This window comes from Shewanella sp. HL-SH5 (assembly GCF_051163755.1).
GTDB classification, from domain to species: Bacteria; Pseudomonadota; Gammaproteobacteria; order Enterobacterales; family Shewanellaceae; genus Shewanella; species Shewanella glacialimarina.
Genome location: NZ_CP195038.1, coordinates 3,374,209 through 3,396,470, shown reverse-complemented (window position 1 = coordinate 3,396,470; position 22,262 = coordinate 3,374,209). Strand labels below are relative to the sequence as shown.

Here is a 22,262-nt window from a genome sequence, read left to right as displayed (position 1 = left end):
TTCACCCTAGCTGTTTTTTTTGATCCTATATCACACAAGAGTTACTTCATTTCTGGGCGAAAAGTGCGCTTGGCTTAAATTATTTTTACAGGCTTACCATGGCATTGACTTACCGACACGCGCAGCTTTTGATTTAAACAAGAGCGCTCCCTATAGATCTTCCGCCCTGTCCATGGGGCGGACGGTCGTCTCGCAAACACTCATGGTTCACCTTTATAGTCTTTGCGTAACCTTTGAGCTTTAAAAAACTAAACCCATATTTTGCATCCGAGACTTAATTGAGATCACCAACCTTATATTTGGACAAAGGCAGGTTGGAAGATTTGTTTTTATAAAAGTGTAACCAGATCCAATTAAATCCTCATAGGTTTGAGATTGACTACAAGTGCAGATGATCCAGCGAGACGCCGCCAGCACATCCATGTGGGCTTAACCAAAACATCCTTGTTTTGGATACTCGCTGGCTCATCAGCACCTGAATTTTTGTTTCTTCGATTTAGCTTCATTGATGGCAGTGGCAACACAAGAGTTAACTCGTTACCGTACATAAACGTTTCAGTAAGTCAATTTTTCAATTTACTTTTTATAAAATTTACCCTGACCCCACTAAATTCCCTGACCCTACTAAATTCCAAGTTGCTAATACGGCGCATAAAAATATAAGTAGTAATAAATATCGCATCGGTTTATCACCATGTTGGCTATAAAAAGTATCACCTGATATGGTTTTTACTTGGGTTTTAAGTACGTTGGTTTCAAATTGTGGTGTACTTTGCTGTATATCATCAATTGGATCGTAGACTGCGGTAATGCCGTTATTGGTAACACGTAATAAAGGTAACCTTAGCTCTTGAGAACGCATTCTCGCTATTTGCATATGTTGATGGGCCCATGTGAGTCACCGAACCATGCATCATTACTGACAGTTAATAAAAGATCTGAGTTTTTTTGGTAGTTTTGCCTTAAAAAATGAGAAAATACAATTTCAAAACAATTGGCTGGTAAAATATTCAAGCCGTTAGCAACCAGTTTTTTTTGTATCGCTTCACCTTCACTAAAGGATGACATAGCTAAATTAAATAATGGTGCTAATGGTCGTAAAATATCTTCAAAAGGCACAAATTCACCGATAGGTAATAATTTATGCTTTCTATAGCGATTGTCATGCAGGTAATGATAGTGACCTTGCTTACTATCTGAATTTCGTTTTCCAACAACAATGAGGTTGTTATATATCGCTTTAGTATCAAATTGATAGTCAACAATTCCAGTTATCAGCGCTGTATTATTAAATGCCGCAGCGCTGTCTAACTGTGTTAAAAAATCACCTGCCAAATACTCAACTTTTGGAATGGCGGCTTCGGGCCAAACAACTAAATCTACATCCCAGTTTTTGCGGGTGAGATCTTGGTATTTTTGCATTATTGACCAAGCATGATCAGGGTTCCACTTAAGTTGCTGTTCGATATTACCTTGTACTAATAATACCTTAACCTGCTTGTCTTGATGTTGAGTATCTGATAAGTAAGGCGAAATAAATAAAGTTATGAATAAAATGCTTAAGCTTGCTAATAAAAACCAAACTTGCTTTGTTTGAAACAGTAAATAACCCGCAAAAGAGAGTATTAATACCACGAAAGATAAACCAAATTCACCGATTATCGGGCTTAAAAAGTTTAAAGGGGAGTCAGTTAAAATGTAGCCTAAAGATAGCCATGGAAAGCCAGTAAGCACAATGCCTCTCAGAGTTTCCATTAATATAAAACAGATTAAAAAGTAACTAAACCAGTGCAGAAGGCAATACTTTGAGTGGGAGGATGATGAGCGCTTATATTGATATAACTTACAACTGAGAGCAAATGCAAGTGCTGGATATAGTGCCAGATATGCACATAAAATCAACATTAGCAGCAGTGATATAATTAAAGGTAAGCCACCAAAATCAGCAATGGCAACATGAACCCAACTAATACCAATACCAAACCAGCCTAAACCAAAACAAAATCCAAGCTGAGCTGATTTTTTTACCGTTGTATTTTCATCAGTAGGTTTGACTAACCAGATGATGATTGCGAAACAAAAAAATGACATTGGCCAATAATTAAATGGTGCATAACTCAATGTCATACACGCACCAGCAAAAATAGCTAATAGTTTTTTAAACCAAAAAATTTTCATCAAATTTGTCATTGAGCAATCAGATCTACCAGTTTACTAACCATAATATTTCGGGAATTATACCCGAAACAGCCTCAAATTAGTTGCGTCGTTGTGCGTCGTTGGGTCAGAGTAAACTTTATAGGGCAGTTAATAGGCACATGCTATTGAATGGCTTTTTCTTCCCTAAATGGCGTGCTCGATGATTATGTTCGAGTTTACCCAACTTTGTCCTTAAGTTTTCATACTTTAATCTACTTTATAGTTTTAATTCAATGTTTTAATAAAAGTTGTATAGGGTAGGTTAAATCAGTCCGTGACTTCAATCTAATCCATTTTCTGCAGCAGGTTCTTATACAGATGATATTTTCGCGTTTTCGATTTAACTTCATTTGTAACAATTCCATAAGAAAAGCTGGGATGTCCGTTTTGAATTGAGGTCATCGAGAAAAGGCCGTGAGCTTGGCATGGATGCCACGCTAGCTTTCGTTGGGCCAGGGACGGCTCATCGGAAGCGTTAGGGCTTTTCGACAATGGCCGAAGCCGGATACAGATGAAGTTTAAAGCTGGATCGATCCCCATCGAAAATTATGCGCTTTTCAGCATTTTTCGTCAGGGGCGGCAGGGTGATCCAAGAGGGTATTGCTGTTGATACCCACTTGGTCTGGTGTGGGTGAAGCGCCACGACGTTGGTGGCCGCAGGCCATATTTCCAAACAAACTTTGAGGCATAAATAATTTACAGGCTTACGATCCTAGGCACATTTCTGGACAAAAATGTTCTAATGTACCTTCGGATTAGTTACAAATTCAAATATCTTCCATAAATGTTACGAATGAAAAATGGATATATAGCCCTATCCTTAAATTACAAACGTTTATCAGCATCTTTGTAAGCTTCAGCGCCTTCTCTTTTTCCAACTGCTACGACAAAAACAGTGATCCGCTCATCTTGCACTTGGTATATCAATCGATAACCCGCGCTACGCAACTTGATTTTGTAACAATCTGATAATTCTCGTAACTGATTTGCTTCGACACGAGGGTTAACCTGCACCTCAGCCAACTTCTTCTTAAACTGCTGGCGAATGGTATCACCCAACTTGTGCCATTCCTTCAAAGCACGGGGATCAAACTCCAATTCATAGGTCATCCAAAGTAACCTTCACGCCAGGTTGTGGATCGGCCAAGCGAGCCTTTGCTAATTCTAAAAGGGCTTGGTCCTCATCGGTTAACAGTACCGGCTTAAATGGCAGCACCCCTCTTTGCGCTACATATTCCAATGTTTGGCGTAGCAACTCTGATGGCGTCACACCGAGTTTTTCCAAAGCCGCATAAGAGCGTGTTTTTAGCTCATCATCGACACGAATATTAATGGTTCCCATAATCAGACTCTGTAGTTACAAATGTAATTACATGTTATGGGTTTGCTGTACAAATAGCAAGCACCAAATGTTGTCAGATAGCGCCCCTAGGTCGAAGCGCCAAAAAATATCAAACTATTATATAAATGCAGAGTAGTGTCGAAAAGATTTTATGATGTTAATAGTAGATAGATTTACCTCAAAATGGTGCTTTCATAAACTAGTGATAACGATGTTCGAGCAAAGTTTAAATTGGATGTTCTCTAACAAGGAGCAAGGGCAAAACCAAGTTAGTGTTCTTGAAATCATCTTTTTCCACTCAATCTTTAATTCCTGCAGGTTAAACTAAAGGTGTCAAATTTAGCTTATTGATTACACCTTTCAACCCGAGTAGCGGCCTCTATTTAAAATGATAATCATAATTAAATACAGGCCTAAGCTAATGCGTTAAGGTCGAATTAATGTTAAATTATTGAATCGTTTACCTATGCCTTTGAAAGTTGGAAATAGGTACTTTTGACCAACAGATAATCCTTGTGACTCTCATGGAAGAGTTAAATAGTGAATAAATTGGAGTTTATAAATGAATAAAATGGCTGTTGCAGTTGCTGTATTAGCGGTTGGTGCGGGTGGATATTATTTTAGCCAACAATCTAACTCAGTAGTGGCAAATCCTATGTTGGACTATATTCCAGCAGATACGTTAGCGTTTTCAGGGCAGTTAAGCCCTTTTCCCTTTAAAGATTATCTGTATAGCTCTGCGGGAAGTGCTCAAGGTTATTCAGTTGAGCAGCTTGGTGAGTTGAGCGATTTTTCTGAGCCGCACGAGAAGTTTTTCTTAAGTCTTTATAAGCAATATCTGACATTGATGACCGAGCCTGACAAGCTGATAGCGCATTATGGTTTACCTGATGAGATGCAAAGTTATTTTTATACTCTAGGTGCTTTGCCAGTGATGAAGCTTCAATTAGCTGATGCGAAAGAGTTCTGGGCTGAATTAGATCGCGCTGAGCAAGAAAGTGGCTTAACGCACACAGTCGGCACCACCGCAGAGCTTGAATACCGTGCTTATCGATTGACCGGTGAAGACTCTGATGAAACAGTGGATATTATCTTTGCTGAAGATAAAGGTTGGTTAACCGTTACATTAAACACTTCATTTAACCAAGTTGAATTGTTGCAAACTGCGTTAGGTGCCAAAAAAGTTGATAACCCAATTTCTGCCACCACTATGCTACAAGATATCGCCAAGCAACACGGCTTTATGCAAGACAGTATTAGCTTTATCAACCATGTTGAGTTAGTGAAAGGCATCACCTCTACCGATGGCAACATGTTGGCTAAGCAAATTACTAAATTGGCAGCGCTTCAGGATGAAGATCCATTTGCCGAACTTCACAGCGAACAGTGTCAAACTGAGCTAATGGGCATTGCTAATAACTGGCCACGTTCGGTTATGGGGTTTAAGTCTTATTCTGTATCGCGTGAACAAAGTACATTTGATGCGCGTTTTGTGATTGAAAGCAAAAATGCAGTGATACTGGATGCATTATCTAAAATGCGTGGTTTTATTCCTGATTTTGGTGCTGATGCTGCCGACCATATTATGTCATTTGGTTTAGGGATTGATGTGGCTCAGTTAGCACCATCTTTAAACACGGTTTGGAAAGATTTAAAAACACCAAGCTACCAATGTCAGCCTTTAGCTGAAAGCCAATATGCATTAGAAGAGTTCAACCCAGCCATGATTGGTATGATGACCGGCATGGCTAATGGCGTTAAAGGGTTAAGCTTAACGGTAATCGATTATCAGTTAAAAGATGCTAATGGTTCACCTGCTTTTGATAAGTTAGATGCGTTAGTGACTATGTCTGCTGAAAACCCAACCCTGTTACTTGATATGGTTAAACCTATGTATCCACCTTTAGCTCAGGTTGATTTAAAGGCTGACGGTGAAGCGGTTGATGTGACTTCATTATTAATGTTGCCACCTGAGTTTGGCGTACAAGCAAAAATGGCTGTTAAAGGTCAGCATTTGGTCTTGTTTGCCGGTGATGAAGCGCAAAAGTTAGCGGATAGCTTAGGTAAACAAGCATTAACTTCAAATGGTTTGCTTAACTTGGCGGTTGATTACGAGAAAATGTTATCGCCAATGATGACCATGATAGAGCAAAGCGGCGAAGAAGTGCCGGAAGAGTTGTCTATGATGAAAGATTACAATATGAGTATGCAAATGACGATTGATATCAATGCTAATGGCATTGAGATTGGCTCGAAAGTGAATACTAAAGCCGCTAAGTAATTTGTAGCAAGTGCTTGAAAATAAACAAGCCGTTCGCTTAATCGCGAGCGGTTTTTTATTGGCCGAAGCGCTAAAGCTAAACCTAAAGCGAGTGCATGCCAACCTTAAGTTGTCGGACATTTAGATGTAAAAAATCGACCCCAGATATCATTCTGAGGTCGATTATCAAGGTTACTGATTACTGACGTTAAGTTATCAAAACCAGAGGTTAGTTAACTAAACCACGACGCTTTAATAGCGCGTCAGTTGAAGGTTTTTTACCGGCAAAGTCGATATAGCTTTGCATTAGATCCTGGCTATTACCTTTTGACAACACTGCATCACGATATTTTTGGCCATTTTCTAGGGTTAAACCACCTTGTGACATCATGTGCGAGAACGCGTCTGCGGCAAACACTTCAGTCCATAAGTAAGCGTAGTAACCGGCTGAATAACCGCCGCCGAAGCTGTGGCTAAAATAGGTGGTTTTATAGCGTGGTGCTACAGGCGTGTAATCTAAACCGTGTTTTGCTAGTGCTTGTTTTTCAAAAGCGGCAACATCACTAATTTCAGTTCCTGCAGCAATTGAGTGCCATTCCATATCAAGCAGCGCTGCAGCTAAGTACTCAACCGTACCAAAACCTTGGTTAAAGGTATGTGACTTTAATACTTTAGCAAGAAGTTCAGCCGGAATAGGCTCGCCGGTTTGATAGTGCTTAGCGTAGTTTGCTAGCACTTGTGGCTCTATACTCCAGTCTTCGTTGGCTTGTGATGGAAACTCAACAAAGTCACGTGCGGTTAAAGTGCCCGCTAAACTTGGATATTTAACCTGTGAGTATAAGCCGTGAATAGCATGTCCAAATTCATGGAACATGGTGCTCACTTCGTCAAATGTCATCAGTGTAGGCTGACCTTCGGCAGGCTTAGGAATATTCAGCACGTTATAGACCACTGGCTTAGTATTTTTTAAGAATGATTGGCTAACCAATTCATCCATCCAGGCTCCACCACGCTTACCTTGGCGTGCATATGGGTCTAAATAGAACAGGCCAATTGAGCTGCCGTCTTGGTTAAATATTTCATATGCGGTCACATCTTTATGCCACACAGGTAAATCAGCGCGCGGCTTAACTGTGATGCCATAAAGCTTATTCATCGCAAAGAACAAGCCGTCATTTAGTACAGTGTTCATTTCAAAATAAGGCTTAACCTGGCCGTCGTCTAGGTCATATTTAGCGGTACGTACTTTCTCTGCATAGTAAGCCCAGTCCCATGGCTCAAGGGTAAAGTCTTTACCATCTTTAACAATTTCAGCTTGAATATCAGCAGCTTCAATTTTTGCTTTAACCAGTGCTTTTGGTGCTAGGTCGTCAAGTATGCCGTAAACCGCTTCTGGGTTTTTTGCCATTTGATCGCCTAGTGAGTAAGCCGCCCATGTTGGGTAACCTAATAGTTGCGCTTTTTGTGCACGTAACTGAGCTATTTTAATGTTTAACGGCGCGTTAGTTTCCATGGCGCGATAAGCAGAGGTTTGCCACAGTTTTTTACGTAAATCGCGGTTTTTAAGGCTAGATAAAAGTGGCTGAGTGGTGGTGTTCACTAAGGTGATCATATAACCCGTTTTGCCGGCAGCTTTTGCCGCAGAGGCTAGTGATGCGATGTCGTTATCTGATAAACCGTCAAGTTGCGCTTTATCTTCAACCAAGATCACGTCATCTGTGAATGATTTCAACACGTTTTGTGAGAAGCTGGTTTCAAACTTGGCTAATTCACCGTTTAACTGACGCATTGTGCTTTTGTCTGCATCAGACAATTCAGCGCCTGAACGTACAAAACGCTCGTAGTAAACTTCTACTAAGCGTAAATCTTCACCGGTTAATGTCGCTTTGTTTTTATAAATAGTTTGAATGCGGGCAAAAAGCTTTTCATCAAGATAAATATTGTCCTGGTGCGCCGTTAACTTAGGAACAATTTGTTCTTCAACGCTGATGAAATTGTCGTCAGAAATTAACCCGGTAAGATTGAAAAAGGCGCGTTGAGTACGGTCTAAAATAGCACCGGTTTTTTCTAACGCGACAATGGTGTTGTCAAACGTGGCGGCTTCAGTGTTATTAGTAATCGCGGCAATTTCTGCTTTGTGTTCTGACATGCCCTGTTCAAATGCAGGTAAGTAGTCACTCGCTTTTAGTTTATCAAATTGCGGCGCCATATATTGTAAAGGGCTTGGCGTTAATAGCACGTTGTCGGCAGCGGCAGGCGTTTTTGTCATTGTTGATGCCTCTGCGGTCGTTTTGCTGGTCATTGAAGTGTCTGCTGATTGCTCTGAACAGGCGCTAAGCATCAGTGCAGCACTGACTGCTGTTGTTATAAGGGTTTTACGCATTGAAATATCCTTGGGTCTTTGCCCGATTGAGGTGTTTTACGCCTATTCAAAATATGATCGTAGCGTTGAATAGTGGCCGTAAAAACATAAAATAATAACCTCAATACAATACCAAGCCTTCGCCTTGCCGCATAGGGTTATGATATTAACTAAGATTAATTTTTAAAATCTATGCCACCAATAGTGATATTTGCGAGATATATAGGAATCTAAGTCATAAATTTTAGTGGTATTTTATGGATATTCGCGTAGCTTAATAATGATGCATACGCACGATAAGGGCGATAGATGAAAGCGGGTAAACACGATACAAAACTGCTAAAACTTGCAATGGAAATAGGCATGGGCTACGCGCAAAAACGGGGTTTTGCTGATTTTGGAAAAGGTATTTCACCCAAAGATAAAGTGGAATGTATTTATCGATTATTGGTTGAAGACAACCTGATTCAAGCCTTGGCCGAAGATAAAGATGATGGTCCGAATCGCAAGCATAAATTGATATTATGGATCAGTAAGCAACTGCCTAAAGAGCACGAATTACTCAACTGATCTTTACTCTTAATGATAGCGTTAACGGTATTAATGGCCTTTGGCATTGCTTTATTCAAGCGATTACTACATTCCAGCGTCTGTTACTTTTCAGTCATGGTTACATTTTAGAGATTGTTAAATGTTAGAAAAAAAGCGAACTTTAAAGAGTTCGCTTTTTTGTTGGGCTATTTTCGGCTATGTCACTCATCTTATGGTGACAACGCTATATATGCCCAATAGTCCTGTAGCTTACAGCCTGATCACTAAGCATAGCCTTTACTCAAATCATACAGACGATTTGACAACTCTGATGACGAGCTACTGACATTGGCTAATTCAAGCGCATCCTTGGCATTTAAGTCATTACTGACTCTAATGTTTTCGGCAAGCTGGTTAATTTCGCCCGACACGTTTGACTGCTCACTGGCTGCTACTGCTATTTGCGAAGTGCTGCGACTTATGCCGCTAAACACTTCGATAATTTCATTAAATCCTGCAATAACTTTCTCTGATCGAGTCAAAGACTCACTCGATAAAGACTGTGAACTGACAATAATATTCACGCCCTGGCTAGCCGATGTTTGTAACTGAGCTATCATAGCTTCTATCTTGCTGGCTGACTCTTGAGAGCGGCCTGCTAGGGTTCTTACTTCATCTGCAACCACCGCAAACCCGCGCCCCTGTTCACCCGCTCTAGCGGCTTCAATGGCGGCATTTAATGCCAACAAATTCGTTTGCTCTGAAATACTTTTAATCACATCTAACATAGTACCCATTTGTTGAGAGTCCGACGCAAGACGATTAATAATATTGGCAGTTTGTTGAAGTACTTCTGACAATGCCTGGTTGGCTTTACTATTTTCTTTAACATCATCCATACGTCGTTGAACCAGACCTTGGGATTCGTCGACGGTTTCTGAGGTTGATTTGGTGTTTCGTGCAACCTCTGCGGCGCTGGCTGACATTTCTGTGATGGCAGCGGCAAGCATGTGGTTTTCTGTTAGTTGTGACTCAGCGCGCTGCTTTAGCATAGAGGACATATCATTTAGCTGTTTGGCTCGGGCTTTGGCCTCCACTGCTTCGTTTGCTATCTGTCCAAGTAAGCCCTTAAGATGTTCGCTGTATTGGTTAACAGCTTGTTTTAAATTTCCTATTTCATCATGCCTGTCAATTTTGAGCGTCGCAGCAGAACCACCACTGATTAACATGCGAATTTGCGCAGTGGTCTCATTCACCCATTGCATCACTTTGTTGGCATTCAAAATCAGAATACCAACAAAAAAAAGCAGCATTGGAATAAGCGTAGCATATAAGCTTAAGCTTAAATCACTGATAGGTTTTTGGATGATAGGGTCAGGTAGCACTATGCCAATCTTCATGCCTTCTTCTGCCATATCCATTATCGCCAACATAGAGCCACTGCCTTCAACAACGCCCTCTGGCAGTTGAATGATGGTCTGGCCGCTGTTGATTGCGCTTAATAGCGGTTGTAAGCTGCTATCTTGGGTGACAACATCATTGAGTTTTTTCATATCAAGGGATGTTGAGCGAATACTTGGAAAGCTAATAATTTGATTGTCTTGACCAAGTACAAAGTTGAACCCGCCCGATTCTTGGTTTTGGCGCTTAAACAGCTTGTCTAAACCCGCTAGCATTAAATCAACGGTTGCCACTCCCCAAAACTGACCTGCTCGATTAATTGCGACAGTGCAGGTGACCATGGCGGTGCCACTGACCGGATCTTCATAAGCTTCAGACCAACCGCATTGTCCAGTGTTAAGTGAACGCCCCGCAATATACCAGGCTTCATTATGATAGCCAGGACCACTCGGTTTATTGTAATCATCAATTTTGTCTAATTGCCCTGAAGCATTTCGTGCCCAAAAAAAAGATTTTAATGCCACACCTGAGCTAAAAGCGTTAGGTTCTGGCCAAATGCCCCCGCCAGCGACATTGGCATTGCCAAACTGGTCAATTATTTGGGGGAATAGCAGCGAAAATTGTTGTTCATCTAAGGGTAAAGTTGCTGCTAACGAGGCTAAGCTTTGGGTCAACACCGCGCCTTTACTGAGTTCAATTCTTACTTCATTAACACTGGCCGAAATACGTAATAGCTCTTTCTTCTCAACCTCTTTTTGAATAACCGGTAATGCTAATGTCTGCATTACCACATAAATAAGTACAATTGCTGTGACTAATAAACCCACACTAAGGTAGGTCGCTTTTTGTGAAATTAATAACGTTTGCTTTTCCATTAGGAATACCCTTTACGAGCTCACTGAACCGGATGTTACTTTCGCTTTAGCATCACGAATTAACGCTAGTAATATTATAGTCACTATCTTTTCATTCGGTTGTTTATATCGTCAGCTATACCGTTACTTGTAATGTAACTCTGCCAGGGTAACTTTTACTTTTAGCCCAAGATGATTTTAATTCATGTTGGTTAGCTGTAGAATCCGCCCCTTCTTTTGCTGCTGACCTAATATTTGTGCCGTTATGATGATTGACCTAGCTTTACTGCCTGTTTATTTAACCACTGTTATCGCTCTTCTATTAATACCGGGTCCTGACATGCTATTAATCGCCAGCTCTAGCCTCAGCTATGGCCGCAAAGTGGGTGTATATGCCAGCTTAGGCAATGCAACTTCTGGGCTTATTTTAACCTTGCTTGCGGCCATGGGGGTGTCTGCATTGGTTGCCATGAATCCAATGGCATTAGAGTTATTGCGTTTACTGGGTGGTGCTTATTTGCTTAAAATGGGCTGGGACTGTATGCGCAGTCTCGCAACAGAGGCCCCTGAAATAGAGCAGCAAAATAACTTAGCTAAATTGCTTTATCGCCGCGCAGTTACCAGTAACCTTCTTAATCCTAAAGCACTGCTGTTTTTTGTTTTGTTTTTACCGCAGTTTGTCTCTACTCAGCTTAGTGCCAGTTCAGGCGAGCAAATGCTGGCATTAGGGCTATTGCTTAATGTGATGGGATTGTTGTTTAATTTGTTGCTGGTGGCTTTAGTGGGAAGTTTAGGTAAACCCTTGCTGAATAATGAAAAGTTTCGTACATATCAGAACAAGTTTATGGGCGTGATATTTTTTGCTTTGGCGATTTGGTTACTGTCTTCTCAAATATAGAATGTTAGTTAACGCATTGAATAAATGTGTTATTAGAAACTAAACAATAAAAAGCTACGGTTATAAACCGTGGCTTTTTATTATCTATTTACGCTACAGATATTAATCTATTGCCGAGTTAGATTCACTTTAGGCTAGTTAATTGCTCATTATTTAATTGCAGCGATTTCTTTTTCAACCGCAGCAACCACAGCATGAGGACTGCTTAGATATTGTGAGTGGTCGATAAAAATAGCGTTGTCATTGACGGTCATGACCATAACAGGGAAGCCTGCAGTACCGATGACTTGTTGAATTTCTTCAATGCCTTCTAGCACGTGTTCTGCTTCTATACTCAGCTCATCTTTAAACACTTTATTTGATGGCGATAGTTTAAATTTTTCGACAATGGCATTGAAATCGTGTTTGTTATCTAACGGGTTGCCTTCAATGAAATGTGCCCTTTGTATAGCATTTAACACATCTAATTGTTTGCTGGCTTGTTTGCTTTGTACCCATCCCATTAGGTTTGCGGTTTTCACTGAGTTCTTAGGGCTATTTACATAGCGGATATGATCTCTGCCAAACTTAAGTCCACTGATCCGTGCAGCGGCTTCCATCTGTTCTTCGCCAGCACTGTCTTGGCCTATGTAATGCGCACTGTGTAATAAGTGAACAATCATTTCAGGGTAGGCTGCTTGCAATGCATTGACCAAAGGTGTTGCGGCATAGCTCCAAGGGCAGTGTGAGTCGTAGATAAAATAAAGCTCGGTGGTCATTAAGGTCATTCTTGTTGGCGGTTGATAAGTTGATCCTAAATAGTTTGTTGGCATTATTCAATCATTGAATCAGTGTTTATTGTCCAATGATAAACTCTGTTGATAAGACTAATGGATATCTTGTGATTATTCATGCTGGTTTAACGTCTGACCTATACAGTCATGGCATTAACCTTAATAAATCATACTTGATTGCAGGAGTGAGAATGTCGCAGGCTTTTTTATCGAAAACACGTGTTTTAGTCATAGGCAGTTGTTTGGCTACGGGAGTTGTATTGTCTGGTTGTGGCTTTTTCGGTGCTGATGAAAAACAACAAGCAGAAGCGCTTTGGTTAGCGAAAGATGAACAGCTAAAATCCGCCATAGAGGCTGTTCGAAGCGAAGGCATTGATGCGGTGATTAAGAGCGCTGAAACGGGTAGCGTGTCAGCATGTGTTGCTGCCAAATTAAGTCAAGATCCGCTTGGTGAGTTAGTCAGTGTGGAAGGTGCTTTGGCTGAGTCAGCTCAGGTTGCTGAATTAATAGGTTCAGTACAAAAGTTACTGGAGCAAGATGTCAGCTTTGAACAAGTGGCTAGTTTGCTTCAAAAGGGGGCTGATGCCGCGTCTTACGCTAAGGCATTAATTGAGCAGCAAGGGGTAACGGGCGCCATAGCCAGTATGCAGCAAATGGCAATGGCTAGTGAGCAATTTGCTACCCAAGATTTAGGTGGCCATTTTCAGCAACTTCTACTTGAGTGTCAGACTAAATAATCTCTGATCGGGTTAAATAAAAAATGGGGTTCAGATTTTGTCTCAACCCCATCAATATAATCTGCTTATTTTATCTAAACGGCGATCAGTTGGTTATCGTAATCAAGGCCGCAGGAATAATAAAGAAGACGGTAGCAATATAAGCCACTACCGTTAACTTATTCTGTTGGGCTTTTTCAGCTAACCATTCGGCACAATATATCGGCCAGTTGCGGAATAAAGGGATACCGTAAAGCACTAATACACCTAATACGTTAAAACACAAATGCACAAGTGCGATTTGTAATCCCAATATTGCGTGATCGCCAGAAACAGCCATTGCCGCCAGTAATGCGGTAATACAGGTGCCAATATTCGCGCCTAAGGTGAAGGGATAAGCTTCTTTTAGGGTAATAATATTGTTGCCTATAAGCGGCACTATCAAACTTGTCGTGGTGGATGAAGATTGCACCAGCACTGTCACAGCTGTACCTGCTGCAATGCCATGACCAGGTCCGCGACCCAATGCCGTTTTTAAGATTGTTTCTGCGCGTCCAACCATTAAGGTTTTCAGTTGCTGCCCCATAAATAACACCGCAAAAAACAAAATGAATATACCCAATCCAATGACAATCGTGCCATTAATGATTGGGTTTTCAAACTGTAGTTGGCTGGAAATAAATTCGGTTACAGGCTTTGTCATCGGTTTGATAAAATCGAAACCAATGCTGCCAGAACTGCCCATTGCAGCAAAAGGGGCGACTATCCAGCCGCTTAACTTTTCCAGTAAGCCAAACATAATTTCTAATGGTAAGAAGATACACACCGCGAGTAAATTGAAGAAGTCATGTACGGTTGCGCCTGCAAAGGCACGACGAAATTCATGCTGACAACGTAAGTGTCCTAAGCTAACTAAGGTATTGGTTAAGGTGGTGCCTATATTTGCTCCCATGATCATGGGAATAGCGATTTGTAGAGGTAAACCGCCAGCGACTAAGCCGACAATAATACTGGTAGTAGTACTTGATGATTGGATTAACGCGGTGGCAATTAAACCGACCATTAATCCGGTTACAGGGTGTGAAGCAAACTCAAACAATGCCATTGCTTGTTCACCGCTTGCTAATTTAAAACCTGTACTTATCATTGCGACAGCAAGCAATAGTAAATACAGTGATGCTATTAAACTGAACCAACGCAATGTATTGCCAATTGGTAAGGGAGAAACGCTCATGCAACAACTCCAAAATGACACTTATGTGACGCGGCGCATTCTATCAGAAGGCAAAAAAAAGTAATCAGTTTGGCAGAGCAAATTGAAAATATATTTCTAACAAAAAGCGTGATCTTTTTCATGTAAAATTCAGAGTGTGGTTTTTAATATAAGCTTTTGAAAATATTGGTTTATATTTTTAGGTGCGGCGACTTGTTACGGTGTTACTCTGTATTCAGTTAACGATAAACATTATCTTGGTAAACATATCAATGGATGAACCGATCACTATTTCACTGCCTTCACTTATTCATCGAATAGAGGGAAACAATGTTAAGCATGCTAAAGCTATAGCCTTGCAATCTGGTTGTGAGCTTAAACGTGTGCGTCGTTCGAGGAACTGGCTGATAATAGGTTCGGCGATTCAGGTGCAATCATTTTCAATGCGATTAAAAACAGAGCAGACTGAGGCGTTTGGTTATTTAATCCAAAAAATTGATACAGGCTTACTAGGTCATGCTGACAAGTTAGAATCGTTAGAAAACAAGCTTAAACGTTTAATCATCCAAAGCCCCAATATCACCTTAAGTGAATTAATGCAGATCACCGATTGCACTGTAGCTGAAGCAAGAGTTGCCCGTTTTAATGCTGATTTATATTAAGTTTTCTCTGGAAACACATAATCTAACGCTAACTTTGTTATTCTAAAGTAATAACTTCAGCGCGATTAAGGGGAAAACGCTAGCCTAAAGCTGCAGTGTTAGTCATCAATCACTAACGGCTTAGCTGCCCTTGGCCCGTATAATTGAAAGCACCATGATTGTCTATAACAGCAGGTGCTTGGATTGGTTCTTCAGTAGATGTTTTTGGGGTTTGTGCGACAGAAATATTCTGCCATTTGTTAACCACCTTTGCTAATGCCCCGCGGTTTGATAGGGTGGAGATGGCATTGTTTATTTCCTGTAATAAGCCAGAGCTTTTTGTTTGTTTACTTAACATGAAATGAATTTTATTGCTGTCTACAAGAAGAGGTAATGGTTCTAGTGCAAGATTCTCTGATTGATTCGCTATGTAAGGTAAAGAAATGGAGTCGCCGATCAGAATATCGCCTCTTTTATAGGCGAGCATCCTTACCGATTGTGCCGCATCCTGGCTAATAACTAATAAGCCCTGATTTTGTAATTCTGCTTTTGACTGTAAATAGTCCTTCCCATACCAGCCATAGGTAGGCACTAACAGCGTTAACTTCTGACTAAAAATATCCTGCCATTTTTCTATACTAATTTGAGGTAAGGTATCTGCCTTGGTAAACAATCTTATTTCTTCATCTCTGTATGATTGGCTAAAAAAGGCATACTTCTCTCGCTCTTTTGTGTAGCTGGCTCCCATCATCATGTCTAAGGTGCCAGCTTTTAACATTTGGTGAGCACGCTTAATCGGCATGTGGATAAAGTTTACTTGGCAGCCAAGATTATTAGCAACAAGAGTAAGCATGTCGATATCGAGTCCGACAGCATTACCTGAGGCGTCAACCCAAGAGTAGGGTGCCCAATCATTAAAGCCGACTTTTATCGGTTCAGAACAAATTGATTCTGCATTTTGCCCCCAAACAATGTAAGACTGGCAACAGAATAGCAGAGTAAATAACAATGTATTTTTCAATATCATATTGGCCACTGTTTTGCTTTGGTATTGAGCGTGGAATGAATTCCCTTACGTAGAAATTAATATTTTACTAAACTTACTTCATCCTAGCCTGCTATCCCGCTCATCGCTAGCGCCAAAGATGATTAAATTAGAATAATATTGATTTGCTGAGAAATTATTTTTAAGAGTTAGCTCACGTCAAAAAATAGAGAAAAGTTAAGTCATCATATGCGGCTAAGGCTAATTTAAGTGGAGTAGAACAACTCCACTAGTGAACATAAAGCACCATGAACATTTTATATCATCGATTCTACAAACTAGTCTTGGTCAGAATTTGCGTCTACAATTCGCTGTAAGCGTTCTTGTTCTTCTTCCCTAGCAGCATTAATTTCCTCAAGAATGGCACCCACATCGGCAATATGCTCACTTTCTTGGAATTCGCCGGTCAGTTTCGAAAGAGGAGTTAACTCTCCCGCTTCAAATAATGCCCACATTTCTTTGGCATACTTAGTCACGGCAAGCTCTGGAGCGAATTGACTATAGTAGTTGGTCATGTTGTTTACATCGCGGGCAAACATCCATTCTGCATTGTTATTGGCGGCCGCATCAACAGCTTGAGGTAAGTCAATAATGACAGGCCCGTTACTATCTACCAGTACATTAAATTCAGATAAATCACCATGAACTAAACCAGCACATAACATTAACTTAGTATATTCAATCATGCTGGCATGATCACGAATAGCATCCTCGGTTGTCATTTCAACGTCGTTTAGGCGCGGTGCTACCATACCGTCATTATCTGTGACCAATTCCATCAACAATACGCCTGAATAGCAGCCATAAGGCTTAGGCACACGTACGCCTGCATCCGCTAGCTTATACAGTGCATCGACCTCGGCATTCTGCCAGGCTTCTTCTTGTTGGTCGCGGCCAAATTTCGATCCCTTTTCCATCGCTCTAGCGCGGCGACTATTGCGAACTTTACGGCCTTCTTGATATTGCACTGCTTGTTTAAAGCTTCGCTTGTCTACATCTTTATAAACTTTGGCGCAGCGAATATCCTCGCCGCAACGCACGACATAAACAGTAGCTTCTTTGCCACTCATTAATTGACTGAGGACTTCGTCCACCAAGCCTTCTTCAACCAGAGGTTGGATTCTTTTTGGGATTTTCATTGCGTCCTTATACCGTAAATATGCGTAGGATGGAATGCCCAAACGAGGGTTTTTCTACATCAAAGTAAATGTGACGTTTATTTATACTAAAAGATATGTTTATGATGTACCTCAAATGCCATGTTTTTTGTCCTATGTAGATATTATATTTATCCTTGCTGTCATTTGTACATTTTTAATCTAAGATTGCATAAATGCCGTCATCACTAAAGAGTTGGACTGAAGTATGAAAGAAGTTGATTTTCGTAGTATTGATAAAATATTTATTAAAATGTCTATTAATGACAAATTTTGGGTCATATTTGGTGTCTTTGCACTTGCAATAATCAGCCTAGCGACTTTTCGTTATCAAGACAATATCAACCTAATAGAGCAGCAGTCACAATTTATGCTTGAAAGCCAATTAAAAGGTATTTTGCAAGCGACTGATGGTGCTGAACAAACAGATAAGTTAGATAAATTAAATATTCAAACTACAGGCTTATCTCAGTCAAGCCGTAACCGAGACTCTATCACTGCTGTTATGCGTGCAACATCTGGTGAGAATTACGCTTTGACTGAAGCTGTTGCCAATCAAGAAGCCGCAGCTAAAAGTGATGCGTTAACGAGTGCGTTTTTAACCCTGTTATGGCTATTGCCTTTCGGGTTAATTACTTACTGGAATGCTACCTTTATTGGCGGCGCGCTGTGGGTGCTTTGGAATACGACCGAAAACATTGGCAAGGGTAATCTTACCTCTCGATTAGGTTTCCATCCTGGCCGGGATGAGTTTGGTACCATTGGTTGTGCACTTGATAAAGCCATGGATACTTTAAGTGAGCTGGTCACTACAGTTAAAGCGAATGCTAAAACATTAAACAGTACTTCAAATTCGTTTGCCAATGTAAACCATGAAAGCGAATTGCAAATTGATCACCAGTATTCATCTCTTGATTCGGTTGCTACGGCAATGGAGGAAATGACCGCTTCTGCTGCCGAGGTGTCTAGCATCTCGCAGAAATCAGTCAGTCAAGTTGAGCAAAACTCAAAATCTATTAGTCAAAGCTTTGAGCGAGTCCAAAAAGCGATTAGTGAGATTGAGCAATTATCAGTGCTTATTGAGCAAACCTCTGAGTCAGTTAATACGCTAAAAACAAACGCGGTTAATATTAATGATGTCATCACTACTATTAATGCTATTTCCCAGCAAACTAATTTATTGGCGTTAAATGCTGCTATTGAAGCTGCGCGCGCAGGCGAGATGGGGCGTGGTTTTGCGGTAGTGGCCGATGAAGTCCGTACCCTAGCCAGTAGAACTCAGGCTGCAACGGTAGAAATTCATACTATGATTGAAAACTTACAATCAGAAACCAACAATATGGACCGTATTACTCAGAATACTGTTAAGCAAGCACAGACCAGTAGCGAGCTTGTGAGTCTTATTGGTACCGATGTCAGTTCAATTAACGAATCTTCTCAAGTCGTCATCGATATGAGCTTCCAGATTGCAGCATCATCGCAGCAGCAAAGTGCAGTCGCAAATGATATTGCATCGGAGCTAAGCGATATCCGTCAAAAAGCCAATACAATTAAAGACCTGGCAAAGCAGTCGTCAAATAGTGTTAAAGATTTATCTAAAGCATCAGAAAGTTTAGGTAAAATTTTAGAGCATTACCACACAGCATAGGCCTCTTTTGGGCCGCTTAATATGGGGGGACTCTGATAAGGGTTTTACTCATATGATTGCAATAGCTTAGATTTTATATCTAAGCTATTTTTATATTAGCGGTTCGCTGAGATAAGGATGATGGCTGAGTGATATGATTATTTGCTATCATAGGCGTATTCGGCGGCTCATATTGAATAGATTGATATTGATACCGTTGTCGTTTTTGCTACAAAAAAACCGAAAATTCGGTTATTGGAACTCTTTATGATTGAATTACAACAGAATAACCCACTACATGGTTTAAAATTAGAAACCATGGTGACAGAGCTAGTTGACTTTTACGATTGGAAAATCCTTTACGCAGCACTGCGTTTAGAGTGTTTTCATACTAACCCAAGTATGGAAGCCGCTGTGAAATTTTTAAAAAAGACTGAATGGGCTAGGGAACGCGTAGAAAACTTTTACCTTTATCGTTTTAAACGTATGCCTAAAGGCAGTGCGGCGCAGTTTGAGTTAAAACCTCGAGAACGCGGATTTTTTGATGGCATTATGCCGCGTAAACCTCAAGAGCTAACAGTGGAATTAGTTGCTGAGATGCGTGACAAAGCGACATCGGATTATCAAGAGATGAAGCGAAATAATAGTCGCCCTAAATATGGTAAAGATAAGCCAAGAACCCAAGACGCTTATGCACAGAACAAACGTTCTAGTAGCAATCGACCAGCGCCATCGCAAGACCCTAAAAATCCTTGGGGTAACTAGTTTTTAGCTAAAAGGCCTTTTAACTTAGCAACTGATTGATCAAGTTGGTTGCTAAACTTGCGCAGGTTTAATCAACTTAGTTAATTAATATAAACAAAAAGTAGCGCTTTTTTATTCGCTACTTTTCTATGACCTACTTTTTTATCCGCTATTTTTTTATTCCTATAATAAGTATCCGTAATGGATAGCTATATCTGCACTCTAGTAAGACAAATTTCACCAATTCCATGAATTATATGGCCAATCAGAGCTTCTTCAGTTTTTCAGTTTGAGGCACATTGTTAAAACAAGGGTTGTTCCCTTAAAAATAGTGCAACAAAGAAATGGAAAGACCGAATTCTCTGTACTAGAATGTTTAGGCGAGAGAGCTTGTTATCATTGTATTGCAGCAGTTTGATTGTATTGCCTTAAAATAAAGACGGTGTATTTATAAATTTGCACTAATTAAGTCTTTACAATAATCAAAACTGAGGTATTATGTAGCCTGCTCTGGCAAACAGAGTTATTAATGAATATTAAGTAAAAGAAAAGCTTTAGATCTCTTCGTTTTATCGTTGTTATCCACAGTGTTTCCCTTAGCTTTATAGTCACATTCAATAATTCAAGCTTCAGTGCATCGCATTTTCGCGATAGATTTATTAATTATTATATAAGGGACACAAAATGTCTAAAACAACTGGTTTAGTAAAATGGTTTAACGAAGATAAAGGTTTTGGCTTTATTACTCCTGATAACGGCGGCGCGGACGTTTTCGTTCATTTCCGTTCAATCACTTCAGATGGTTTCAAAACTTTAGCTGAAGGCCAAAAAGTATCTTTCGAAGTAGAACAAGGCCAAAAAGGTCCTCAAGCAGCTAACGTTACTGCTGAGTAAGTTCTTACTTTAGTAAGATAGCGCAAATAGTCTAGCGACTGTTTGCGCTTTTTTTTGCCTAAAATTTGATATTAAGTAAGACTTTCTCCGGCAAATCTACTGCCAGTACATCCTATTTTAAGCCTATTTATTGTTAACTATTCTATTTCAGCAAGTCTATTTTAAACCTATTAATACTCCCCCACATTATTACCACTGTTCAATTACGACGTTTCCTTAAGTTATCGCTTGTTGTGATGGCATAAATCATTTGATGCACCTATGTAGCTCACATATACCGGTTACTTTAAGGGCGAATAGCCTCAGGTATTTGTTGCAACTTCAATTTCCTCATTATTGTGTATTCAGGCTTATGCAAGGCATCTAAAAATTGATAAACTCAGCATCGACGTTAAGCCTTGTATTGATCCTTATATTGATACCTCTGTAATGTTGATTTTTACTGTGTTGACATCATGACCATATAACGGCATTGATTGACAAATTTTACCCATAGGAATTCTAAAGTGACAGATTCAGCTATCCGCCTAAATAAATACATCAGCGAAAGTGGCATTTGCTCAAGACGTGATGCCGACCGTTATATTGAGCAAGGTAATGTATTTATTAACGGTAAGCGTGCCCAGGTAGGCGATCATGTTAACGCTGGCGATAAAGTTAAGGTTAATGGTCACGATATCGAACCTAAGGATGCAGAAGACCTGGTATTTATTGCGCTGAATAAACCAGTGGGCATTGTTAGTACTACAGAAGGAACTGAACGCGACAATATTGTTGATTTTGTTAATCATTCAACACGTATTTTTCCTATTGGTCGGTTAGATAAAGACTCGCAAGGGTTAATCTTTTTGACGAATAACGGTGACTTGGTTAATAAAATCCTCCGGGCAGGTAATAATCACGACAAAGAGTATGTGGTTACGGTTAATAAACCGATTACCGATAGCTTTATTAAAGGTATGGCTGCAGGTGTACCTATTCTTGGTGTAGTAACGAAAAAGTGTAAAGTTGAACAAGTTGCACCTTATGCTTTTAAAATTGTACTTGTACAGGGATTAAACCGCCAAATTCGACGTATGTGTGAGCATTTTGGTTTTGAAGTGACTAAGCTTGAACGCCAACAAATCATGAATGTTAGCCTTAAGGGATTACCTATTGGTGAGTGGCGCGATTTAGATAAGCAAGAACTCGATGTGTTGTTTGAGATGATAAAAGACTCATCATCAGAAGATAAAAAGTCTGTGGCCAAGAAAAAGCCAAAACCTAAGCCTAAAACCGAATCATTGCGCGATAAAATTGAAGGGCCAGAACACTTCATGCAGCATAATCGCAGCACAAAACATAAAGGTCAGGCAAAAGGAGCGCCAAGGGGGCAAACTAAAGGTCAGGCACAAAACGGCAAAGGTAAACCTAGCCCGTCTAGGAAGCCTAAGCGTTAATCGCTCAAATTGAATACTTTAAAGGCCATCAACTAAAATTGATGGCCTTTTTTAATGAGCGGATTAACGCAGCCTTGGATAGATAATAATTTTCAGCACATTAATCAATAGAAACTGACACCATATAGACTCACAAGACTAAACTTTTTTTAATTTAGCTCGTACA

17 protein-coding genes and 1 pseudogene are annotated in these 22,262 nt (G+C 40.3%); 9 read left to right on the top strand and 9 right to left on the bottom strand.

Going from position 1 to position 22,262, the window contains the following annotated elements; translation table 11 throughout:
- Positions 1–592: 592 nt before the first annotated feature.
- From lnt to ACRWQM_RS14795, 3 genes and pseudogenes are all read right to left on the bottom strand, one after another.
- A pseudogene (gene lnt / locus ACRWQM_RS14805) lies at positions 593–2,190 on the bottom strand (apolipoprotein N-acyltransferase).
- Between the two features lie 834 nt (positions 2,191–3,024).
- The gene (locus ACRWQM_RS14800; protein ID WP_434930481.1) at positions 3,025–3,309 is read right to left on the bottom strand and encodes a type II toxin-antitoxin system RelE family toxin; all 285 of its coding nucleotides are present in this window, start codon (positions 3,307–3,309) and stop codon (positions 3,025–3,027) included.
- Positions 3,299–3,541 carry a type II toxin-antitoxin system RelB/DinJ family antitoxin gene (locus ACRWQM_RS14795; RefSeq protein ID WP_226411083.1) on the bottom strand — a complete coding sequence of 81 codons (243 nt, stop codon included), beginning with the start codon at positions 3,539–3,541 and terminating at the stop codon, positions 3,299–3,301. Before ACRWQM_RS14795 ends, ACRWQM_RS14800 begins: the two co-directional genes overlap by 11 nt.
- Before the next feature lie 562 nt (positions 3,542–4,103).
- Here ACRWQM_RS14795 and ACRWQM_RS14790 point away from each other — a divergent pair.
- Complete coding sequence (locus ACRWQM_RS14790; protein ID WP_434930480.1) at positions 4,104–5,822, top strand: hypothetical protein; 1,719 nt, start codon at positions 4,104–4,106, stop codon at positions 5,820–5,822.
- A gap of 208 nt (positions 5,823–6,030) precedes the next feature.
- On the opposite strand, the gene ACRWQM_RS14785 is transcribed toward ACRWQM_RS14790, so the two are convergent.
- Positions 6,031–8,184 carry a M3 family metallopeptidase gene (locus ACRWQM_RS14785; RefSeq protein WP_434928310.1) on the bottom strand — a complete coding sequence of 718 codons (2,154 nt, stop codon included), beginning with the start codon at positions 8,182–8,184 and terminating at the stop codon, positions 6,031–6,033.
- Between the two features lie 288 nt (positions 8,185–8,472).
- Here ACRWQM_RS14785 and ACRWQM_RS14780 point away from each other — a divergent pair, with 288 nt between their 5' ends.
- Positions 8,473–8,733 carry a DUF5062 family protein gene (locus tag ACRWQM_RS14780; RefSeq protein ID WP_226411077.1) on the top strand — a complete coding sequence of 87 codons (261 nt, stop codon included), beginning with the start codon at positions 8,473–8,475 and terminating at the stop codon, positions 8,731–8,733.
- A 245-nt stretch (positions 8,734–8,978) separates the two neighbouring features.
- Here the strand turns inward: ACRWQM_RS14780 and ACRWQM_RS14775 are convergent, their stop codons facing one another.
- Positions 8,979–10,970, bottom strand: coding sequence for a methyl-accepting chemotaxis protein (locus tag ACRWQM_RS14775; RefSeq protein WP_434930479.1), 1,992 nt, complete (start codon positions 10,968–10,970; stop codon positions 8,979–8,981).
- Positions 10,971–11,214: 244 nt separating this feature from the next.
- Between ACRWQM_RS14775 and ACRWQM_RS14770 the strand changes: the two genes are divergently transcribed.
- A complete protein-coding gene (locus tag ACRWQM_RS14770; protein WP_434928312.1) occupies positions 11,215–11,847 on the top strand; it encodes a LysE family translocator in 633 nt (210 codons plus the stop codon).
- Between the two features lie 149 nt (positions 11,848–11,996).
- Here the strand turns inward: ACRWQM_RS14770 and ACRWQM_RS14765 are convergent, their stop codons facing one another.
- A complete protein-coding gene (locus ACRWQM_RS14765) occupies positions 11,997–12,605 on the bottom strand; it encodes a protein-disulfide isomerase (protein ID WP_226416022.1) in 609 nt (202 codons plus the stop codon).
- Between the two features lie 206 nt (positions 12,606–12,811).
- On the opposite strand from ACRWQM_RS14765, the gene ACRWQM_RS14760 reads away from it, so the two are divergent.
- Positions 12,812–13,357: a hypothetical protein gene (locus ACRWQM_RS14760; protein WP_226411065.1), complete on the top strand. Its 546-nt coding sequence runs from the start codon at positions 12,812–12,814 to the stop codon at positions 13,355–13,357.
- A gap of 85 nt (positions 13,358–13,442) precedes the next feature.
- Here the strand turns inward: ACRWQM_RS14760 and ACRWQM_RS14755 are convergent, their stop codons facing one another.
- Positions 13,443–14,570, bottom strand: a complete 1,128-nt coding sequence (locus tag ACRWQM_RS14755; RefSeq protein ID WP_434928314.1) for a Na/Pi symporter — start codon at positions 14,568–14,570, stop codon at positions 13,443–13,445.
- A 251-nt stretch (positions 14,571–14,821) separates the two neighbouring features.
- On the opposite strand from ACRWQM_RS14755, the gene ACRWQM_RS14750 reads away from it, so the two are divergent.
- On the top strand, positions 14,822–15,211 hold the full coding sequence (locus ACRWQM_RS14750) for a ribosome recycling factor family protein (RefSeq protein ID WP_434930478.1): 390 nt from the start codon (positions 14,822–14,824) through the stop codon (positions 15,209–15,211).
- A 112-nt stretch (positions 15,212–15,323) separates the two neighbouring features.
- Here ACRWQM_RS14750 and ACRWQM_RS14745 read toward each other — a convergent pair whose 3' ends face one another.
- Positions 15,324–16,217 carry a substrate-binding periplasmic protein gene (locus tag ACRWQM_RS14745; protein WP_226411059.1) on the bottom strand — a complete coding sequence of 298 codons (894 nt, stop codon included), beginning with the start codon at positions 16,215–16,217 and terminating at the stop codon, positions 15,324–15,326.
- Between the two features lie 296 nt (positions 16,218–16,513).
- Positions 16,514–17,374, bottom strand: a complete 861-nt coding sequence (locus ACRWQM_RS14740; protein WP_434930477.1) for a PA4780 family RIO1-like protein kinase — start codon at positions 17,372–17,374, stop codon at positions 16,514–16,516.
- Between the two features lie 226 nt (positions 17,375–17,600).
- On the opposite strand from ACRWQM_RS14740, the gene ACRWQM_RS14735 reads away from it, so the two are divergent.
- From ACRWQM_RS14735 to rluF, 4 genes are all read left to right on the top strand, one after another.
- Positions 17,601–19,040, top strand: coding sequence for a methyl-accepting chemotaxis protein (locus ACRWQM_RS14735; protein ID WP_226411055.1), 1,440 nt, complete (start codon positions 17,601–17,603; stop codon positions 19,038–19,040).
- 246 nt (positions 19,041–19,286) lie between these two features.
- Entirely contained in the window at positions 19,287–19,784 is a 498-nt protein-coding gene (locus ACRWQM_RS14730) for a VF530 family DNA-binding protein (RefSeq protein WP_434928316.1), read from the top strand.
- A 663-nt stretch (positions 19,785–20,447) separates the two neighbouring features.
- Positions 20,448–20,657 carry a transcription antiterminator/RNA stability regulator CspE gene (gene cspE / locus ACRWQM_RS14725; protein WP_226411051.1) on the top strand — a complete coding sequence of 70 codons (210 nt, stop codon included), beginning with the start codon at positions 20,448–20,450 and terminating at the stop codon, positions 20,655–20,657.
- 506 nt (positions 20,658–21,163) lie between these two features.
- A complete protein-coding gene (rluF, locus tag ACRWQM_RS14720) occupies positions 21,164–22,096 on the top strand; it encodes a 23S rRNA pseudouridine(2604) synthase RluF (RefSeq protein ID WP_434928317.1) in 933 nt (310 codons plus the stop codon).
- Positions 22,097–22,262 lie beyond the last annotated feature (166 nt).